Annotated in this window: 16 protein-coding genes; 7 read left to right on the forward strand and 9 right to left on the reverse strand. The window is 40.4% G+C overall.

What is annotated here, in order from left to right; genetic code table 11:
• Nucleotides 1-11: 11 nt before the first annotated feature.
• A complete protein-coding gene (locus tag FCN14_RS05545; protein WP_138430121.1) occupies nt 12-662 on the reverse strand; it encodes an arylesterase in 651 nt (216 codons plus the stop codon).
• Between the two features lie 124 nt (nt 663-786).
• Here FCN14_RS05545 and FCN14_RS05550 point away from each other — a divergent pair, with 124 nt between their 5' ends.
• The 7 genes from FCN14_RS05550 to FCN14_RS05575 all read left to right on the forward strand — a co-directional run bounded on the left by FCN14_RS05550 (nt 787) and on the right by FCN14_RS05575 (nt 8288).
• On the forward strand, nt 787-1506 hold the full coding sequence (locus tag FCN14_RS05550) for an ABC transporter ATP-binding protein (RefSeq protein WP_138430122.1): 720 nt from the start codon (nt 787-789) through the stop codon (nt 1504-1506).
• A 21-nt stretch (nt 1507-1527) separates the two neighbouring features.
• The gene (locus FCN14_RS05555) at nt 1528-4074 is read left to right on the forward strand and encodes an ABC transporter permease (RefSeq protein WP_138430124.1); all 2547 of its coding nucleotides are present in this window, start codon (nt 1528-1530) and stop codon (nt 4072-4074) included.
• Between the two features lie 75 nt (nt 4075-4149).
• Nucleotides 4150-4836, forward strand: coding sequence for a YiaD family glycine zipper/OmpA-like lipoprotein (locus FCN14_RS05560; protein ID WP_138430126.1), 687 nt, complete (start codon nt 4150-4152; stop codon nt 4834-4836).
• A gap of 121 nt (nt 4837-4957) precedes the next feature.
• Nucleotides 4958-5128, forward strand: a complete 171-nt coding sequence (locus FCN14_RS15705; RefSeq protein WP_171032821.1) for a hypothetical protein — start codon at nt 4958-4960, stop codon at nt 5126-5128.
• Nucleotides 5129-5218: 90 nt separating this feature from the next.
• The gene (gene corA, locus FCN14_RS05565; protein WP_138430128.1) at nt 5219-6340 is read left to right on the forward strand and encodes a magnesium/cobalt transporter CorA; all 1122 of its coding nucleotides are present in this window, start codon (nt 5219-5221) and stop codon (nt 6338-6340) included.
• A 54-nt stretch (nt 6341-6394) separates the two neighbouring features.
• Complete coding sequence (locus FCN14_RS05570) at nt 6395-7276, forward strand: universal stress protein (RefSeq protein WP_138430130.1); 882 nt, start codon at nt 6395-6397, stop codon at nt 7274-7276.
• A gap of 16 nt (nt 7277-7292) precedes the next feature.
• Nucleotides 7293-8288, forward strand: coding sequence for an endonuclease/exonuclease/phosphatase family protein (locus tag FCN14_RS05575; RefSeq protein ID WP_171032822.1), 996 nt, complete (start codon nt 7293-7295; stop codon nt 8286-8288).
• A gap of 73 nt (nt 8289-8361) precedes the next feature.
• Here the strand turns inward: FCN14_RS05575 and FCN14_RS05580 are convergent, their stop codons facing one another.
• From FCN14_RS05580 to FCN14_RS05615, 8 genes are all read right to left on the reverse strand, one after another.
• Nucleotides 8362-9870, reverse strand: a complete 1509-nt coding sequence (locus tag FCN14_RS05580; RefSeq protein ID WP_138430136.1) for an outer membrane protein transport protein — start codon at nt 9868-9870, stop codon at nt 8362-8364.
• A 56-nt stretch (nt 9871-9926) separates the two neighbouring features.
• Entirely contained in the window at nt 9927-11216 is a 1290-nt protein-coding gene (locus FCN14_RS05585; protein ID WP_138430139.1) for a hypothetical protein, read from the reverse strand.
• A gap of 133 nt (nt 11217-11349) precedes the next feature.
• Nucleotides 11350-11985 carry a response regulator gene (locus FCN14_RS05590; protein WP_138430141.1) on the reverse strand — a complete coding sequence of 212 codons (636 nt, stop codon included), beginning with the start codon at nt 11983-11985 and terminating at the stop codon, nt 11350-11352.
• Between the two features lie 39 nt (nt 11986-12024).
• Nucleotides 12025-14880, reverse strand: a complete 2856-nt coding sequence (locus FCN14_RS05595) for a ligand-binding sensor domain-containing protein (RefSeq protein WP_138430142.1) — start codon at nt 14878-14880, stop codon at nt 12025-12027.
• Nucleotides 14881-15000: 120 nt separating this feature from the next.
• Nucleotides 15001-15855 (reverse strand): sigma-70 family RNA polymerase sigma factor, encoded by an 855-nt coding sequence (locus tag FCN14_RS05600; protein WP_095607284.1) that lies wholly within the window; start codon nt 15853-15855, stop codon nt 15001-15003.
• A 199-nt stretch (nt 15856-16054) separates the two neighbouring features.
• Nucleotides 16055-17215 carry a phosphopentomutase gene (locus FCN14_RS05605; protein ID WP_138430144.1) on the reverse strand — a complete coding sequence of 387 codons (1161 nt, stop codon included), beginning with the start codon at nt 17213-17215 and terminating at the stop codon, nt 16055-16057.
• 3 nt (nt 17216-17218) lie between these two features.
• Nucleotides 17219-18730, reverse strand: a complete 1512-nt coding sequence (locus FCN14_RS05610; protein ID WP_138430146.1) for a GAF domain-containing protein — start codon at nt 18728-18730, stop codon at nt 17219-17221.
• A gap of 2 nt (nt 18731-18732) precedes the next feature.
• Nucleotides 18733-20532 (reverse strand): M3 family oligoendopeptidase, encoded by a 1800-nt coding sequence (locus FCN14_RS05615; RefSeq protein ID WP_138430148.1) that lies wholly within the window; start codon nt 20530-20532, stop codon nt 18733-18735.
• Nucleotides 20533-20552: the final 20 nt, after the last annotated feature.

Below are 20552 nucleotides of genomic sequence, written 5' to 3' on the forward strand. Positions count from 1 at the left end.
AATATTTTCAACTATTTAGAGTATGTCTCTTCTTTTCTTTTTTTCTTCAATATGGGTTTTAAGGTATCCCAAACCGTCTCTGCTATTATTTCATGTCCCTTTGCCGTTGGATGAATACCATCAGCTTGATTAAGCTCTGGATCTCCGGCCACCCCTTTCAGTAAGAAAGGGAGCAAGATAATATCATTCTTTCTTGCCAATTCAGGGTACATTTCTTTAAACTTTTCTGTGTATTCGGGTCCCAGGTTAGGAGGCACCTGCATACCGGTAATAATAATTTCAGCTTTGGGATACTGCTGTTCCACTTTATCAATAATCTTTTGCAGATTCTTTTTAGTGGCATCAAGATCAATACCCCGAAGCCCATCATTCCCTCCTAATTCAAGTACAAAAACAGAGACCGGTTGTCTTAGCATCCAATCTACCCGGCGAACCCCTCCTGCAGAAGTTTCCCCACTTAATCCAGCATTCACTGCTTGAAAATTCCATCCCAGCGAATCAATTCTTTGTTGTATCAGAGCCGGAAAAGCCTTTTTTGTATTAATCCCATAACCTGCCGTGATACTATCTCCAAAAAAGAGGATCCGTTGTTCCGAATCTTGAGCAGCAAGCAACAGTGGAAATAAGAGAAGTATAACAAATACTAATAAAAATCGTCTCATTAAGAAGAAAAAAGTTAAAGATTGTTTTAGCATTTTCATTAAAACTTAGGAACGCTTTTCTTAACGGAATGATTCAACCGTTTGAAGTTGTTTCAAACCATAATCTAACTATGATATTATTTTTATGGGTTCAAATCCAATTTTGGAAGTTACAAATCTTACACAACAATTTACGAATGGTGATCATAAGCTTACCGTACTTGATCATGTCGATTTTTCGATACAGGAAGGAACAATTTGTTCTGTAGTCGGTCCTTCGGGTAGTGGCAAAACCACTTTACTGGGATTATGTGCCGGACTTGACCGACCAACAACGGGGCAGGTAACACTTAACGAGGTACCACTGGGACCACTCGATGAAGATGAACGAGCAGAGGTCCGTAATAAGCATGTAGGCTTTGTTTTTCAAACCTTTCAACTTGTTCCTACGTTGACGGCTTTGGAAAATGTGATGGTTCCCCTGGAACTGCGGGGAATAAAATCATCTGAAGTACAAGAAGAAGCCGAAGAACTACTGACAAAGGTTGGTCTTGGAGATCGGTTTCAACACTACCCTACCCAACTCTCAGGAGGTGAGCAGCAGCGCGTAGCTATTGCCCGGGCTTTTATTAATAAGCCTAAAATACTATTTGCTGATGAACCTACGGGAAACCTTGATGCCGAAACAGGTTCAAAAATTGAAAACCTACTCTTTGATCTCAACAAATCACTCGGTACTACCCTTATTCTTGTAACACACGACCTTTCCCTGGCTAAACAATGTCAGCGTATAATCAGGTTAAAAAATGGGAAAATATTTAAGGATGAGTGGGTTACCTCTCCTGAAGCAGAACAGTTAAAATAACGCAGATCTTACTTTACTTATATGTCTTCTTTTTTTTCTGGTTGGTCATGGAAAATGGCTTGGCGCGATGCTCGGTCTAATAAAAAACGGCTTTTTGTTTATATATCAGCCATTATCATAGGTGTGGCTGCACAAGTTGCCATTACCTCATTTCGCGACAGCTTAAATACCACGATCAATAATCAATCAAAAGAACTTTTGGGTGCCGATCTCGAGATTGAGACTGAACAGCTTCCACCTGATACCCTCACAGCATATTTCAATAAACTTGGCGGTGAACAGGCTCAAATAACGGAATTCCCTTCTATGGTTCTTTTCCCAAAAGGAGGAAATTCTCGTCTCTCCAATATCCGCGCGCTAAAGGGTGCCTTCCCTTTTTATGGCACACTGGAAACGATACCCAGTGCTGCAGCCTCACAATTCAAATCTGACACTACAGCGCTGGTTGACCAAGCTCTTATGACCCAGTTTGGCATTGAAGTTGGCGACTCGGTTAAGGTGGGTAGCGTAACCTTTGCAATAAGTGGTGCAATTACCAAAGTACCCGGTGAAGCTGCTGCGGCATCGATGATTGGCCCCCGTATTTTTATCCCCCATTCAATGTTGGATTCAACAAAACTTGTTCAACGCGGGAGCCGAATAGAGTATAAACAGTACTTTAAATTTTCTGACGGCAGAGACCTAGCACCTATTGAGGCTAAACTGGACTCACTTGAAGAGAGTTTAGCTATGGATATTGACTATGAAACCGTAGAAGAACGACGCGAAGAGATTGGGGAAGCCATTGGGAATCTCGGAAAGTTTTTAAATCTCGTCGGCTTTATTGCCCTTCTTCTTGGTGGTATAGGGGTTGCAAGTTCTATTCATGTATATATTAATCAAAAAATTGAAACCGCATCCGTCCTGCGCTGCTTTGGGGCCTCATCAAATCAAACGATGAGTATCTTTCTCATACAAGCTATCGTGCTGGGATTTTTAGGTGCTTTGGCAGGTACTATTTTGGGGATTGGGATACAATATTTGCTTCCCGGTTTGGTAAGTGATTTCCTGCCTGTTAATGTGGAACTAACTATTTCATGGTTAGCTATTGGGTTGGGGTTGTTTACCGGCACTGGTGTGGCCCTGGCCTTTGCTTTATTACCACTGCTAGCCCTACGTAAAAGCTCTCCTTTGTATGCACTACGTAAAGTTGAAGGTACGATAACTTCACTGCTGCCTCGCAAAACAAAAGGTATCATCTATCTGACAATCACGCTTACTGTGATGGGGTATGCCAGCTTGCTTACAGAAAGTTGGCAAGTCGGTGGCATCTTTACCATTGGAATGGTTGTTTCTTTCGGATTACTATTTCTAGTGGCAAAGGGATTGATGTTATTAGTTCGACGTTTTTTTCCTTCGAACTGGACATACGTTTGGCGCCAGGGATTAGCAAATTTGTATCGTCCTCATAACCAGACCACTACTCTGATGCTCTCTCTGGGATTGGGAATGTTACTGGTAAGTACGCTCTATTTTAGCCAGGATATGCTGATGGAAGAACTAGATTTCGCAACTCGCGAAGATGCCCCTAACCTTATCTTCTTTGATATTCAACCTGATCAAAATGAGGGAATAAATACAATTCTAAACGAACAGAACGTTCCGGTTGTCCAAAATGTACCGATGGTCACGATGCGGCTGGACTCTCTGCGCGGCCGCGGCGTTCAAGAAATTACCAAAGATACTACCACTAAAGTTCGAGGCTGGGCGCTGCGGCGAGAATACCGATCTACCTATCGAGATTCATTAATAGGGTCAGAAACACTACTTAAAGGAGAATGGATTGGACAGGCTCCCGACACTGGCCGGGTCCCCGTTTCTGCAGCCAAACAAATTGTTGAAGATTTAAATCTATCTATTGGAGATTCCCTTACTTTTGATGTACAGGGCGTACCTATTGAAGCTTATGTAGGTAGTATTCGGGAAGTTGATTTTCAACGTGTTCAACCCAACTTCTTTATGCTCTTTCCAACCGGCGTGTTGGAACCGGCTCCGCAGATCTACGTCACTGTTACACGCACCCCTAATCAGGAAGCCTCTGCCCAGCTACAACAAACGGTGGTTCGTAAGTATCCCAATGTATCGGCAATAAATGTGAGTCGCATATTGGAAACGATTAATCAATTTATTGATAAAATCTCATTTGCCGTACAATTTATGGCACTCTTTAGCATTATCACGGGGCTTATTGTGTTGGGTAGTTCTGTAGCTACCAGTCGCTTTCAACGTATTAAAGAAAGTGTGTTATTGCGGACAATCGGGGCTAGCAAAAAGCAGATATTGAAAATATTATCCGTTGAGTACCTGTTTCTGGGTATTCTCTCTTCTTTAACGGGCCTTATATTATCATTAGGTGCCACCAGTTTATTAGGGTACTTCTATTTCGATATTACATTCACACCAAATCTATGGGTGATTTCTGTTGGTACTGTGGTGTTAACAGGACTCACTATTCTCATTGGGATGTTTAACAGTCGTAGCATCTACAAAAAAACGCCTCTCGAAGTACTACGACAAGAAGCAACCTAGTTTTATGGGTAACAATATCTGTCATATTGGATTTAATATTCATGAGATGAATGAATCACAACAGATATTACAGGTATGAAACTATCAAAACAGCTACTAACATTTATACTTTGTCTAGGAATATTATCACTTACCGCCAGAAACTGTAAAAACTGGAGTAAAACAGCCAAAGGCGGCACAGTTGGAGCAGGAGCTGGAGCCTTGGCAGGAGCTTTTATTGGAAAAGCCACAGGAGATAATACTGTCAAAGGTGCTATTATAGGAGCCGCAGTAGGCGGTACTGCCGGTGCTGCTATCGGGAACTATATGGATCGCCAAGCTCGTGAAATGCGAGAAGATCTCGAAAATGCTAAAGTGGAACGCGTTGGAGAAGGGATTAAAATCACCTTTGACTCTGGTATCTTATTTGATGTTGACTCATATACCCTCCGAGAACAGTCAAAGGAGAATATTGCAGAGCTCGCCGAAACGCTTAAAAAATATGATGACACCAATATCCTTTTCACTGGTCATACCGATAATACCGGTTCAAAAAGCTATAACAAAGAACTATCTGAGAAACGAGCAAAATCTGTGGCCAAATATACTGCCTTTGTAAATGTAAATTCTGGGCGCATGAAGATTATTGGCTACGGCGAAAACGATCCTATCGCTTCTAATAATACAGAGGCCGGGCGTCAACAGAATCGTCGGGTTGAAGTTGCTATTTATGCAAACGAAAAGCTCAAAAAAGCTGCCAAAAATGGCACCCTCAGTGACTAGTACCCTAATCATTTAGTTCTTGCGTATTAGAGAAGTCCCGTTAAGAGTGCGGGACTTCTCATTTTGATTACATTGATCTTGCCTGTAGTTTCAGTATGTTCAACTCAATTAACAAGCCGTTATGGACGCAAAGCAAAAAACCTACCTGGTCTCATTTATTATCCTGTTAATCTGCCTGCTTATAGCAGCAATCATCTATATCTATACCGGAAATATTATCATTGCCATCTTTTTTGCTCCTCCCATTATTCACTGGATTTTACAAAAGCGTAACCGTGATAAAAACCGTTAGCATATTTAATGAAATGTTAAAGAATCCAGTTTGTTTAATCTTCTAAGCTTAGACACATTAGAGGTATCATGTTAACCAAATTGCTGAAATATGGCTTCTCAAAATAAGTTCCATCATCTGTTGCCCTCCATCCGATTTCGTCAAAGTAAAAAGCAGTTAACTCCCGGAACAGCCCCCGGTACGGTAGAGCATATCGGTGAACGGCATATGGAAGAGATTAAAATTACAGTTGAAGACTATGATGCCGATCATTACGAAGAATTTATCATTGACAATATAGAAAATGCCCTTCCATATCTCGACAGTTCTACCAAAACATGGATACGGACCCAGGGACTTCACGATATTGAAAAGCTAAAATCCATATGGAATTTCTTTGGTCTTCATCCCTTAATCCAAGAAGATATTGTCAATACCTCTCAACGTCCTAAATTTGAGATTTATGATAATTGCATCTTCTTTGTTTTACGATTACTAACCTATTCTGAAGACCATCAAAATATTCAAACAGAGCAAATAAGTATTGTATTGGGTTCAGACTTTATTCTCTCTTTTCAAGAAACAGATACCAATCACTTTAAACCGGTACGAAAACGGATGGCTGAGAAAAAATCACGTATTCGTAGCCACAATGTCGATTATCTCGCATATGCCCTTATTGATACAGTAGTTGATAATTACTTCAATGTCATAGAAAATATTGCTAGCGAAATTGAGACCTTAGAAGAACAGCTATTAGAAGAGCCTGAAGATCAGTTGCTTGAAGATATTCACAAAAAAAGAAGAGAAATTATACACATTCGAAAAACAGTATGGCCTTTGCGTGATGCTATAAATTCGATCATTCGAGATGACTCAAAATTCATAGAAGATAATACAAAGTTATATCTTCGTGATGTCTATGATCATACAATCCAGGTTATTGATACTATCGAGAATTATCGAGATATGATACTTGGATTGCATGATATGTATATGTCTTATACAAGTAATAAGATGAACGAAGTAATGAAAGTTCTCACCGTAATCGCTACCATTTTTATTCCCTTAACATTTATCGCGGGTATTTACGGAATGAACTTTGATCCGCAAGTTAGCCCTTACAATATGCCAGAACTTAGTTGGTACTGGGGCTATCCGGCCTCATTATCACTTATGGTTGCTTCAGCCGTAGTTATGATTTTCTACTTTAAACATAAAGGATGGTTCTAAAAATCTAGTTAAATTCGTATTTTAACGTTTCAAATTTAACTTACTTCTATCATCATGGAAAACATCAAAATACTTGTCCCCCTTGACTTTTCAGATTTAGGAGCTCGAGCTCTTCATTCGGCACAAAAATTAGCTGACTTATTTGATGGAACAATTACTCCCTTCCACTCATACCTCCCCTTAAATGAAGTAGACGGCGGCCCCTATATGTTTGGTATGGGAACTACCTCAATAGAGAGCTATGATGAGATTGAAGATGCCCTTCATGAACGACTATCAAACCTAGCAATAGAAGCAATTGATGAAAGTCTAGTAACAGAACCCCTTATTTCCATTGGTAACCCTGCCCAATCCATTGTCGAAGACGCTAAAGATTTCGACATGATCGTAATGACTACCCACGGGCGTACCGGGTTCTCTCGTTTTTTCCTCGGTTCGGTCTCAGAAAAAGTACTTCGCCTTTCACATGTCCCGGTACTTATTGTAAACGAAGAAAGAGAACTTTCAAACCTAGACCGACTGATGGTTACCACCGACTTTTCGGATCATTCAAAAGCAGCTTTTCCTGTTGCTATGGAGATTGCCCAAAAAGCGAATGCCAAACTCGAGCTCGTCAATGTTATGGCCTACGACCCACAGCATGAAGACGAACCTGATGAATCCCAAACAGAGCTTCGCAAACAACGTCTTCGAGTATTGGCAAAAGAAGGAATGCATGAACTGGGAGATCAACTTGAAACCAAAGTTATTGTCTCCCCAGAAACACCTCATGAGGCGATACTAAATTACAATCTGAAAAATCCTCATGACCTTATCGTAATGTCTACTGTTGGACGTACTGGAATCGATTATCTTATGATGGGAAGTACTACAACAAATGTCGTTCGTCACGTTAAAAGCCCTGTATTAAGTATTAACCCTAAGACCAATAAATAACTTACATTTGCAGCATTTGAAACAACTTAAACTTACCCTTATTCCCGTTTCACTACTCCTAATTTTTTTTAATGCATGCGGTACGGAATATGAGCCTCCGCCTGAGGATAAAGAAGATCCAAAAGCACAAATAACACCTAACGATCCGGTAGCAGCAGACGACACACTCGAAACGGTGACTTGGAATATTGAATGGTACGGAGACGGTGACGAAGGAAACGGTCCGTCCGATGAACTACAGCAAACCAAAAACATCCTCAGTGTTACCGATTCTCTAAAGGCCGACCTGTATGCTTTCCAAGAAGTCTATAGCCAGAAAGCAATTGAAGATATTGCCTCAAACATGAAAGGCTATCAAGGTTTTGTTGCAAATCATATCGACTGGATCCAAAAAACAGGCTTTGTTTACAATACCAATACCATCGACTCTATTTCTACCGGGCCTATTACGCAGGGACAAAGTGAATATGCCTGGGCCGGTCGATTACCGCTATATTTCCAATTCAGCTATAAGAATTCAGGCAAAGAGTTTTATGCTATTGTAATACATGCCAAAGCTAATACGGGAGATAATGCCGAAGAATATGAAGAGGCATATAATCGCAGAAAACAAGCAGCGCAGGACCTTTATGATTATTTGCAAAATGAAAAACCGGATGCTAATATTATCCTGTTAGGTGACTATAATGATGATGTTGATGAATCTATTTTCTATTATAGCGAAGGAGATTATGCCGAAACTCCATACGAACCATTTGTCGCGAACACAACTTTTCAGGTTATCACAAATACATTAACACAGGCAGGAAAGTCATCAACTGTTCGCTATGATGATATGATTGATCATATTAGTATGAGTGATGAGCTATATAGTTTTTATATCGATAAAAGCACGAATGTTTTCCAGTTTGACGATTCTTTTATTACCAACTACGGCACCGCAACCAGTGATCACTATCCCGTTTGGGCTAAATTTAATGTAGGTACTTCCAAGACCTTAACTAGGAATTAAACTATATAGAAAAGGGAGATCGTTATCAACGATCTCCCTTTCGAGGGGTATTGCCATGGTTAGGATACATATTTTATAAGGTCATTCTAATACTTGCCATAACATGTAATCGTGAAACGTTTTCTGCTATCCTCGCTTGAACCCGAGACGTTTTATAGAGTACATTCTCTTCTTCCCAAAAGCTAAACTGTACTCCTAAGTCAAATAACAGTCCTTCTGTTAATTCCGCTGTAAAACCTCCATTTATAAACTGTTTTTCCTTTCCTATCCCACTCCTTGGACCCGACATATAAGCATAACCTAAACGGGGAGTCAATTGCTCATTAATGGCATATTCTAACCCCATACGCAGATTAATAATATTTTCAAAGCTAGAACTAATAAGTCTATTAATTCTAGTCTCCGTTATGCTTTGATCTGGTTCTTCAAAATCTATTTCTGTTTTAGAATACCTAGTATATTCTGCAGCAATGGAGATGCTAAAATTATCCATAGCTGCTACCATCATTCCCCCTTTTACTTTTGCAGGCTTATATATTTTACTCAGACTTGCAGCTTCCTTTACCTCAGAAGGGGTATCATAATAATAGTTCCCGCTTGCTTTTACCGTTTCAGACTTTGTCCCATCATCAAAAGAGGTCGTAATTGATGTAGTAAAACGTTCATCAATATATACAACCGATGGAAACTTATAACTTATTCCCACATTTATGCTTTCAATTGGTTTATAAACTATGCCCACACGTGCCTGAAATGCTTGCAACTCCGTTTCAATGGTCTGAATACTCAGTATGTTATCAATATCCGTTTCAAACTGCCCATCACCATCTACATCTATAAATTGGCCATCGTAGTTATTTCGCTGGTCGGATTCCAGAAATTCTCTTTCCGAAGTATAGGTACCTCGCGAATACCCTATAGCCCCTCCCAAAAACATATCTTTTAATACTTCTGTTGCAAGAAAGAGGGAATACTCTCCCTGAACTCCTTTTTCAACAAGCTCAATATGTTGATTTATTCCAGGATAATTGGAAAAGCTATCACCGAATCTAAGAATGGATACGGAACTGTCGTTATTTACATCTTCAATAGCAAAAGTATTATAAGCGGCTTCATTTAAACTAACACTCTTGGGAAACTTCGCATATAAGTCTGTAATAGTAGAACTACTATTATAGCCGCTATTTCTAAAAACCTTGTTAAAATCCGTTGATTGACTATATCCGCCCCCAACGACCATACTACCCCGTACGGTTGGTACTTTATAAATAAAGCCCAGATCTCCGATATTTGTTTCGCTACTTGAAAAAGTACTTTTATTATCGAGATATGTACTAGTATCATCGATATAACGGTTACTAAGACCCACTGAGAAGTAACTTTTATCAACAAGCGCCATCGATGCCGGGTTATCCTGGTATCCCCCGAACCCTGATGATTGACTTACCGCAGGTACAACAAGGCTTACAGCATCATATGAGGGATACTCGAGACTATATTGTAAAATTTGATCTAAATTCTGTGCTTGTAATAATGAAGGATAAACTATAAATAATACAAGGATGACTATTTTTTTTGACATACTTTCGGTACTGCATATTGGTATTTAGAAAGATAAAAGTCTTTTACTAAAAGATGTTAGTTGTTTCGACTTCGTCCGTTATCAGAATCTCCACCAGATGATCCCCTACTTCTGCTTCGACTACCAGATCGGGATCTTGATTTAGTAGTGGTAGTAGATGATCCGCGCCTACCTACTGATGAACGATTACTACTAGTATTACGATCGAAAACAGAATGACTTGAACGGCTTTTATTTCGAATCCTTCGTGGCCAGTTATTATCCCTTAAAGCCTTACGATTACTTACCCCTTGTTCAAAAAAGTTTTTGAGCCTGTTAAAGAATGTAGTTTGGGTTCTACTATTACGATTATTAGAACGCTGCACCTTCACTGCTTTCAGTTGTCTTTGTATTTCTTGTGCTCTCTTCGAACTACGAAAGGTGCGACCATTATCTAGGCTTTGAACCCTTACCCTTGGCAGACGACCGTCTTTATTGGTACGTACAGACTCCTTATTGTCATCGGTACGTTTTCTAACTACCCTGCTACTGCTGCCATCATTATTACCTCGGCTCCTTGTATTACTACTCCTATCTCTCACTCTAGTTCTAACTCCATTTCGGCTACGAGTTACCGTACTATTTGATGAAGATCTATCTAATGTTCTACTACGAGAACTGTTACCTCTTGATCGTATATCAGATCTTGAACGGCTACGAACCTTTCTTTCTCTTACCCAGTTGCCATTCATATCCCTAGTTCGATAACGACGATTTATGCCGGTATTATTTCCTCTGTTTCCATAATAATAAGAACGGCTAGCACCTTGGTAAAAATATCGGTTGTAATAAGCATATGAATGGTATCGATGCCAATAAAAGTCATAAAAATAGGGACTATAAAAAATAGAAGGATGGTAAAATGAACCCCAAGAGAGCGTCAAGCGGAATCCAAACCGACTCCCATAAAATGGAGCCCTATGATAGTGCCGCATATGCCAAGCTAAATGTGGACTCATCCAAAAACTATGACGCCGATTAAAGCTATAATAATCAAACCATGGTAAATAACCAGGATAACTATCAAATGCATAATACTTTGTATAGGGGCTACACAGGCAGTCGAGATATTTTTCAGCGTACTCGTAATCTTTATAGTAAACGGGAATATATTCCTTTCCCTCCTCGTATTGCTCTTCTGCGGACTGATTTTCGATATGAGTATTTTGCTCAACATCGCTAGTCCGTGTAGACTGTTGACTCCGATCCGTAACCTTCTTCACCGTTTGTCCATACTGTAGCTGGGTATAACAACCCGTTACAAAAAGCGAAAAGAATAGGAGTACTAAAGTTTTTACTAACTTCATAATAAGCCCCGCTATAAGCTTGAGGTTCACATCAGAAACGTTCTACCTGACTGACATTTTTTAAAATCCACTTTAATATTAACGGAGTTAAAGCAAGTCGACAATCACATGTCCATGTTATATAAGAAAAGTGCTAAATCTCTCCCTTTAGGGATTTAGCAATAACTTCTGCTTTAGAATTAACATGCAATTTCTTATAAATATTTCGGATATGAGCCCGTACCGTATCAATAGAAATGTCATAACGATCTGCAATCATTTTATAACTCAATCCATCAACAAGACCATTTACAATATCATGTTCACGGGGGGTAAGATCGGAATCGGTATTTTTCTTTGGCGCATTTTCCTGGAAATGGTTAATCACTTTACGAGCTATCTGCGGCGACATTGGGGCACCACCATCCAATAATTTTAGAATAGACTCTTTTATTTCCGGTAAAGAAGTATGTTTTAATAAATAGCCGGAAGCCCCTGCTCGTAGTGCATTAAAAATTTTATGAGAGTCATGGTATACAGTAAGCATAATGATATCTATATCCGAGTATTTTTCTTTAATGATTCCCATCCCTTTAATACCCGACATCCCCGGCAACTGGATATCCATAAGCAATACATCCGGAGCAGGATGGTCTTCCAGATACTCCATCATCTCTTCTACCGAATCTACAGCAACTGGACATGAGAGTTCATCCTGCATATCCAAATAACGCTGTATTAATCCTCGGATTTTTTTATTGTCTTCTACAATTCCTATAACTGAACTCATATAACTACCTATTTAACTACAATCAATAACATTTTTCACCTAATCGAATTTCTCTACTCGTACTTCAAATCCATTTTCAGATTCAAATATAATATCTGCATCAATACGGTTCGCTCGCATTTCCATGTTACGAAGTCCCTGTCCGCTTTTACGATCATTGGTACTGCTTGTACCGTTATCCTTTACACTTAACATAAAACCTTGATCTTCCATTGCAAGGGAAATACTAACGGTATCGGCATTAGAATGCTTAGCAATATTATTAATAGCCTCTTTAAAAATAAGATATAGATTTTCTTTGTGAGATACTTCTAATTTTGCCTGCATATCTCCATCAAAATGATAATGAACATTTAGTTTCGAAAGTACATTATTTACATAATCCTGCATTCTATCAGTAAGGTCTCCCATAGTGTCATTACGGGCGTCAATTGACCAGACAATATCATCAAGACTAGAAACAATTTTACGACTCTGCGCACCAATCTGTTGAAGTGATTCTTCTAATCCATCAGAAACATCCATGGTCTGTAAAAAGTCAGACTGTAATGCTATTTCGGTAAGAGAAGATCCCACATCGTCGTGCAAATCACTAGCAATTCGTACACGCATTCGTTCAATATCAACCATTTTCCGAACACGATAATAATTATAGATAAACGCGACTATTGCCAGTATAGTGAGAATCACAATACCGATAAACCACCATTGTTGCCAGAATGGGGCTAATACCGTAAACCGTATCTTTGCAGTTTCTCTACTCCACTTTCCATTATAATTTTGTGCTTTCACCTCAAAAGTATAGTCTCCCGCCATTAATGCAGAATAGCGTACCGAAGGTTGTTTCGTTTTTTGCCATCCCTCACCTGAATTTTTAAGGCGATATTCATACATGACTTGCTCAGGAGCCGAAAAGCTAATACCTATAAACTCAAAGGTGATATTATGATTGTCACTCCCTATCTCTAAATTCTGCTCCAAAGGAATCGCTTTACCAGAAACCTCTATGTTTTCAATATGCACATGAGGCGGGGTATCATCATTCTTTTCAAAGTTGGGGTTAAATTCAGTCACCCCTCCTACCGTTCCAAACCAAAGATGCCCATCACGATCCTTAAACACGGCCCCTGCATTCATTTCATTTGCTACCAATCCTTGGTCCTGGGTAAACAATTTAAAGCTCTGTGTAGTATTTTCTACGTTAGACGAATACTCCTCATAATCAAAACGTATGACCCCTTTATTTGTACCGATCCAAAAGAATCCTCGATCATCCCGTTCAATGAAATAGCAAACCTCGTTTGGCAGACCATTAGCTGTGGTAATAGTCTCAATACGCCCATCTTTAAGCCGTGCAAGTCCTCCAAATGTAGCAATCCATACTGCCTCAGAACTATCTGTGTATAGGTCTAAAACGCCATTATTGGGTAAGCCATCTGCAATTGAATAGTTAGTAAATGTATCATTTTTCAGCTTGCTAATGCCGCCATATGTAGCTACCCAAAGCGTTCCGTCAGGGGTTTCTTCAAGCGCCAGTACTGTATTATTTGCTAACCCATCATCCTCAGTATACTGTTTAAATTTACCATCTACATAGTGAATAATTCCTTCTCCATATGTGCCTAACCATATTCCATCACTCCCTTTAGCAGCAATTACCGTTCTTATTTTCCTATAGGGCAGTTTTACTTCATCATAGTTGTAAAACTCGCCATTTTCATAAATACTAAAGCCCCAGCGTGTTCCAATTAAAAGCCGATTCTCTTGATCTATACTAAGAGTATACACTTTGTTATCGACCAACCCATTATCAACATCCAAAACTGAAAGTTCATTATCTCTAATTCTGACAACCCCTCCCCCATACGTACTCACCCAGTACTGACCATCTTGATCTTGGGTAATTGAAGTAACCACATTATTGGGCAACCCATGCTCTACCGTATAGCTTCTAAATTGGTTCCCCAGGAATATGGTAATACCACCACCGAACGTTCCAAACCAAATATTCCCTTCATGATCGTAATGGGTTGCATAAATAATATTATTCGCCAACCCTTCCTCAACCGAATAGTTTGTAAAATTTCCGTTTTCAAAAAGGCTAGCCCCATCTTCGGTACCTAACCATAAGTTCCCATCATTATCTTTGGATATTGACTGGATTCGATTGTTTACCAATCCATCTTGTTCTGTAAAACAGCGAAAGGCATTATTGGTAAAATGACACAATCCACCCCTGCTGGCTACCCACAAGGTATCTTTTGAAATTTCTACATCTCTTAACCGATCATCAGCCAACCCATGGCGCCTCGTAAATGTTCGGAAATTCCCATTTTCCAACTTTGTCAATCCATCTCGAGTAGCAAACCAAAGAACGCCATTAGCATCTTGGATAATATCACGAATACGGTCTGACCCCATTCCATGAATCTGACGATATTGACTAACTTTCTTTTCACTATCTAAATGCCAAACTCCCTCCCCATCTGTTGCAAACCAAAAATCACCTATATCATCTTGATATATTGAAAGAATAGTACTTGCATTCAGAGACTTTAAATAGGGAGGAGTATAAATACTATCCTTTCTAATTATATTTACCCCCTTGCTAGTACCTACCCATACCAGTCCATTATTAGCCTCATATAGAGAAAATATTTTATTACTTGACAATCCATCCTCACTGTAGAAATTGTCAAAAGAGATCCCATCAAAGCGATTAAGACCATAGCTTGTTCCTATCCACAAGTGGCCATCATCATCTTGTATCATATCATTCACAACCGATTCACTAAGCCCTCGTTCAATTGAATAGGTGCGGAAAGGCAAGGTTTGTGCTGATATCTCGATAGATACCCCTGCAATAAATATTATTATTAATACTAAGCGTTTCATAGATATATCAACGAGTGAGATCTATATATTAGTCTTATAGCAATGCAGTCTATCAAAAAGTGTCGGAAATAAAAAAAGCCCCGTAAAAACGGGGCTTTTGAAATAAACACGTAGAATATACTATCCGAGATATGCTCTCAGCGCTGCACTGCGGTTGTGATGGCGCAATTTACGTAACGCTTTTTCCTTAATTTGCCGTACACGTTCGCGTGTAAGATCAAAACGTTCACCAATTTCTTCGAGTGTAAGAGAATGTTCACGCCCAATACCAAAATAGAGACGAATTACTTCTGCTTCTCTATTGGTAAGCTTTGAGAGTGCACGTTCAATTTCTACTTTGAGCGACTCACCCATCAAATCCGTATCCGGATCGGGTGTTTCCTCGTTTTCGAGTACATCTAATAGTCGGTTATCTTCGCCCTGTGCAAAGGGAGCATCCACTGAAAGGTGGCGCCCTGATATTTTAAGCGTATCAGCAACTTCAGAAACCGTCATGTCCAAACTCTCGGCCAATTCTGCTGCCGACGGAACACGTTCGTACTCTTGTTCTAGTTTTGAGAGCTCTTTGCCGATCTTATTCAGTGCTCCAACACGGTTCAGTGGTAGACGTACAATTCTACTTTGCTCGGCTAAAGCCTGCAAAATAGACTGACGAATCCACCAAACGGCGTATGAAATAAATTTAAAACCACGAGTTTCATCAAATCGCTTAGCTGCTTTAATCAAACCGAGGTTCCCTTCATTGATAAGGTCACCGAGAGAAAGCCCCTGGTTTTGATATTGTTTTGCCACCGAAACAACAAAGCGGAGATTAGCTTTTGTAAGATCCTCAAGAGCTTTTTGGCTACCTTTTTGAATCTCTTTTGCCAATCTAACCTCGTCTTCGGGGGTAATCAGCTTTTCTTTTCCAATCTCTTGTAGGTAGCGATCGAGCGATTCCGATTCTCGAGTAGAAATACCTGAACTTCTAGCCACTGGGTTTGAGGGATTAAATTAGGGTTTATTGTGTAAGAAGCATTATTTGATCATACCAAATTTTTCTTTCAAAAATGATCAAACTATACTGGGATGAGATAATATTTTTGCACTGGATTAAATCCACTTATCAATCTCTACAATATAAGGGTTATAAACGTAACATTCTAGCTATTATTCTATTTCTGTTTAAAGAATATTATAATAACGAAGTTCCCGGATATTCAGCATCTACCTCAAAGAAGTCAGCTGCCGTTGTAGCAACATCACTAAAGGTGTCGCGCGTTCCAAGATTTACTGCCTTTCCTTTTTTAGCGGGAAACAATAGTACGGGCACAAATTCCCTGCTGTGATCAGTACTTTCGGAGGTCGGGTCATTACCATGGTCGCCAGTAATGATCAAAATATCATCTTCATTAAGTTTACTTACTATAGCAGGTATAGCCCTATCAATCTCTTGCAAACACTCGGCATATCCCGCAGGGTCAAGGCGATGTCCATATTTTTGATCGGTATCAATCAGATTTACAAATACAAAGCTATCAGAAGCCGCCGACATCAAACTTAAAAGCTGAGAAATTCCTTCAGCATTACTCTTGGTACGCCGAAATTGAGTAAATCCGTTACCTCCAAAAAGATCGACGACTTTACCAATAGAGTAAGTTTTAATGCCTTCCTGCTTCAGCCTATTTACAATATTATAATCAGGCGGGCTCATCGAATAATCATGACGCTGATTAGAGAGTCTTTTGAAATTACCCGGTTCGCCTTCAAACGGTCGTGCAATAACACGCCCAACCCCATGCTCATCCTGCAATACCTCTTTCCGAGCAAATTCACACCATTCATATAATGTTTTTACCGGGGTAACATCTATATGTGCAGCTACCTGAAAAACACTGTCGGCAGAAGTATAAACGATGGGATATCCTGTTTCAAGGTGTTCCTCTCCATAATCGTCTATCACTTCAGTACCGGAATATGGTTTATTAACCAACACCTTATCCTCACCAATACCTTCACAGAATTGTTGAATAACTTCATCAGGGAACCCGTCGGGATAGGTAGGGAAGGCACGATTAAGCTGTACACCTGCCAGTTCCCAGTGCCCCGTCGTTGAGTCTTTCCCTGCCGAAACTTCTCGCATTTTTCCGTAAGCACAAAGCGGTTCCGATTCCATAGGCACTGACTTAAGGGGTATTATATTTCCCAGCCCCATCCGCTGTAAGTTGGGTAATTTACAACCCGTCTCTTCACAAAGATGGCCGAGTGTATTTTCATTTTCGTCGCCATACTCATCGGCATCTTCTTGAGCTCCTACGCCTAATCCATCAATAACAACCACATAGCAATTTCCCATAAATTAAATCGCCTCATTTTTATTGGATTTCAATGCTTGTGAAAGCGCTGTTTTTGCGTTAGACAACAATTGGTAGGAATCATCATAGCTTTCGTCGATACGAACATATCCTACTTTAATACCTGTTTCAATATGTATACCATTTTTAAGCTCAAATGATTCCGAAAACTTCCTCTTGAGGGCAGATGTCCAATCTTTGACTGTTTGCTCATCCTTATTTTGCAGGAAAAAAGTATAAACGTAATCAGAATGATAACCCAGAATCCCCGGATACCCGAATTGACTGGGGTTAAAAGCAGAAATAAGATCACATTGCATCTGGTTAAGCTGCTCTAGTCGCAATTTTGTTCGAAGTTCTGGCACATTAGAGATCGTAACCAACCCAAACCATGAATGATACTTATGCGAACCATTGGTCAATCGATGTAATTCCGAATTCACGGTTTTCTCCCATAAATCAGGCAGAAATGCATTATAGTTGTTGGTAAAAACAGAAGCATCAAGATCCATTTTAGGATTATTGGCCTGCATTTGCAAGGCTGCAACACGAACTAAATTAATAAGTTTATGCTTGGTAGATTCTTTAAAGATCAGTGGATTCTTATCATACACCAGTACCACCCCCTGTCGACGATCTTTCATCATCAATGGAATAGCCATTGATGCACCCTCGGAATGTAGTTCACGGGGGGAAAGTCGCTTGGGATTGTTATTGAAATGTATGGCAAATTCAGCTTCGCCTTGTTCGGCAGCCTCATAAGCAAGAGACCGCTCTTCCACCTGCATACCGATAGGAGGCGCATACTTAGCTTCATCAGCATTCATAACATTGCACCAACTATCCATACCCCGCGTGATAAACGAGACTCCACCGTCATGTAAAAACGTTTGGATTGTATTTAGTAACCGCTTTACCATTTCTGAACGATGACAACGGACTTCAATATTTGCCAGTAATTCTTCATAATCAATCCATTCATCCTGCTGCTCATACAAATCACTAATTTCCAGGTAGGTATTCAATACATTCCGCAGTGCATTGATATAGGAATAGATTACATCACTTTTATCTTCCGTGAAAATGTGATCCTTAGACTCAAGAACGGTAATAGCCACTGTCTCTCCATTATTAACAAATGGAAGCAGTGTCACATAACGTACTGGTACCTCACTGTAATAGTGTGAAAACTGAGAAGCGGGCAAATCACCACCTATTTCAATAGCTGTAGGCTCGTCCAGATCTTTAAAATCCTTTAAAAAATGATTTTCAAAGCCAATACGATCTTTAAACATCACATTATCTAGCACGGTAGATTTTGTTTCCATCACAAACTGCTCGCGCGACCGGTTTACCCAATACATATAGGCTGTTTCCATATCAGAGGCGCTTCGCAACAGAAACATTAAATCTTCGAGTACCTGTTTAAACTCTCGCAGTGCTTTTTCTTGGCGTTTTTGCCCCATAATTTCTGCATTCGACCGATCTTTTTCACGTGCCGTAGCGTAATTTTCCATTCCTAGTTATTTATCTTATTAGCCAATTCTTCTGCTTCTTCTACCATCCGTGCTATCGCATTCAGACCTTTAGTCCAAAAATCCGGCTTCGTGATATCGAGTCCCATTTTCCCTACGATATTCTCAGGCCAGTCTGAGCCTCCGGTACGGAGCATATCCATATAGTTTTCGGCAAAACCGTCTTGTGAGCGCGTGTACTCATCGTAAAGAGCCAGTACCAATAACTCTCCAAAGGCATAGGCATATACATAACCGGGGGTATGCAGAAAGTGGGGTATATAACTCCACCAGATATCATAGCCTTCGGTTAAAGTTACCGCATCTCCATAAATATCTTCTTGCGTTTCGCGCCAAAGCCGTGAAAAGTCATCCGTTGTGAGCTCGCCTTGTTCTCGCCGATGGGTATGCATGGCATGCTCAAATCGGTTCATGGAAACCTGCCGGAAAACAGTGGCAATACTATCATCAATCTTGCCGATGAGCAGTGCCAGTTTTTCTTTGGGGTCGTCAAGCTTACTCATCAATCGCTGAAAAACCAACATCTCTCCAAATACAGAAGCGGTTTCCGCAGTCGTTAGTGGCGTACTGGCTTGTAACATGCCCTGTTCTCGAGACAAGAACTGGTGGACTCCATGCCCCAGCTCATGGGCCAATGTTTGTACATCTCTAACCTTTCCGTCATAGTTCATAAACACATAAGGATGCACAGATGGAACGGTACTGGCAGAATAGGCCCCGCCGCGTTTGCCCGGTTTCATGGCCGCATCAATCCAGTTGTGTTCAAAGAATTCTCCGGCCACTGTTCCCATATGGGGATGGAAGTCGGAATAGGAATCCAATACCATATCACGGGCTTCATCCCATTGTACTTCTTTTTCATTTTTTAGCAGCGGTGCATACCGATCGTAATCATAGAGCTCATCATAGCCCAGCAGCTCTCGCTTCAAATCATAGAAACGGTGAACGATATCGTAGTTATCCGTCACCGAGCTGACCAAGATATCAACGGTTTCGTCATCGATCTCATTGGAAAGATTGCGTGACGATATCCAGCTGTCGTAATTGCGCAGCTTGTCATCGGTATGTTTGTCGGCCAGCAGGGTATTAAAAATAAAGGTAAGCGTACGGCTGTGCTCCTTAAAAGTGTTGGTGAGCGAAGCATGGGCCTTTTTGCGCAGCTCACGATCCGGCTCATGCAGTTTACTTAGCACCTCTTGCTGGGTCAGTGTTTCACCGTCCAGTTCAAATCGCGCCGCCCCCATAGTCTCGTCAAAATAACGATTCCAGGCACTGCTACCCGTCACCTTCTTTGCAGAGAGCACCTGCTCCTCTTTTTCACTGAGGATGTGAGGCTTGTATCGCCTTGATGTTTCCAGGTAATGCTGGTAGTGTTCCAGTTCTTCGCTATCAATGAGCGCCTGTGCCCGTTCATCATCCACATCCAGCCATTCGACATCAAAGAATACCAGTTTCTGCTGAACCTCTGAGGAAAGCTCTTTCGCTTCCTGCATCAACTTTCCGTATTCCGGATTATTGGTATCGGTAGACCAGATAAGATGAGCATAAGAGCCAATCTTGCTTATTATTTCCAGCAACTGTTCGTACTTTTCCAAGGCCTTTTTAAGCTCATTGGCTTCGAGATCGGCTATACTCCCTTTATAATCATCAATAAAGGCATCGGCCAGCTCTATTACTTTTTCTTTATCATCCTGTAGTGCGGGGTCATCAATAGATTCATAGAGATCAGAAAGGTCCCACCGGATCTCCTCAGCCCCTGTTTGTTCGTTCACCTTGTTGGTCATAAATACTTTCTAAATCACGT

The sequence above is a fragment of the Fodinibius saliphilus genome, assembly GCF_005869845.1.
GTDB lineage: Bacteria > Bacteroidota > Rhodothermia > Balneolales > Balneolaceae > Fodinibius > Fodinibius saliphilus.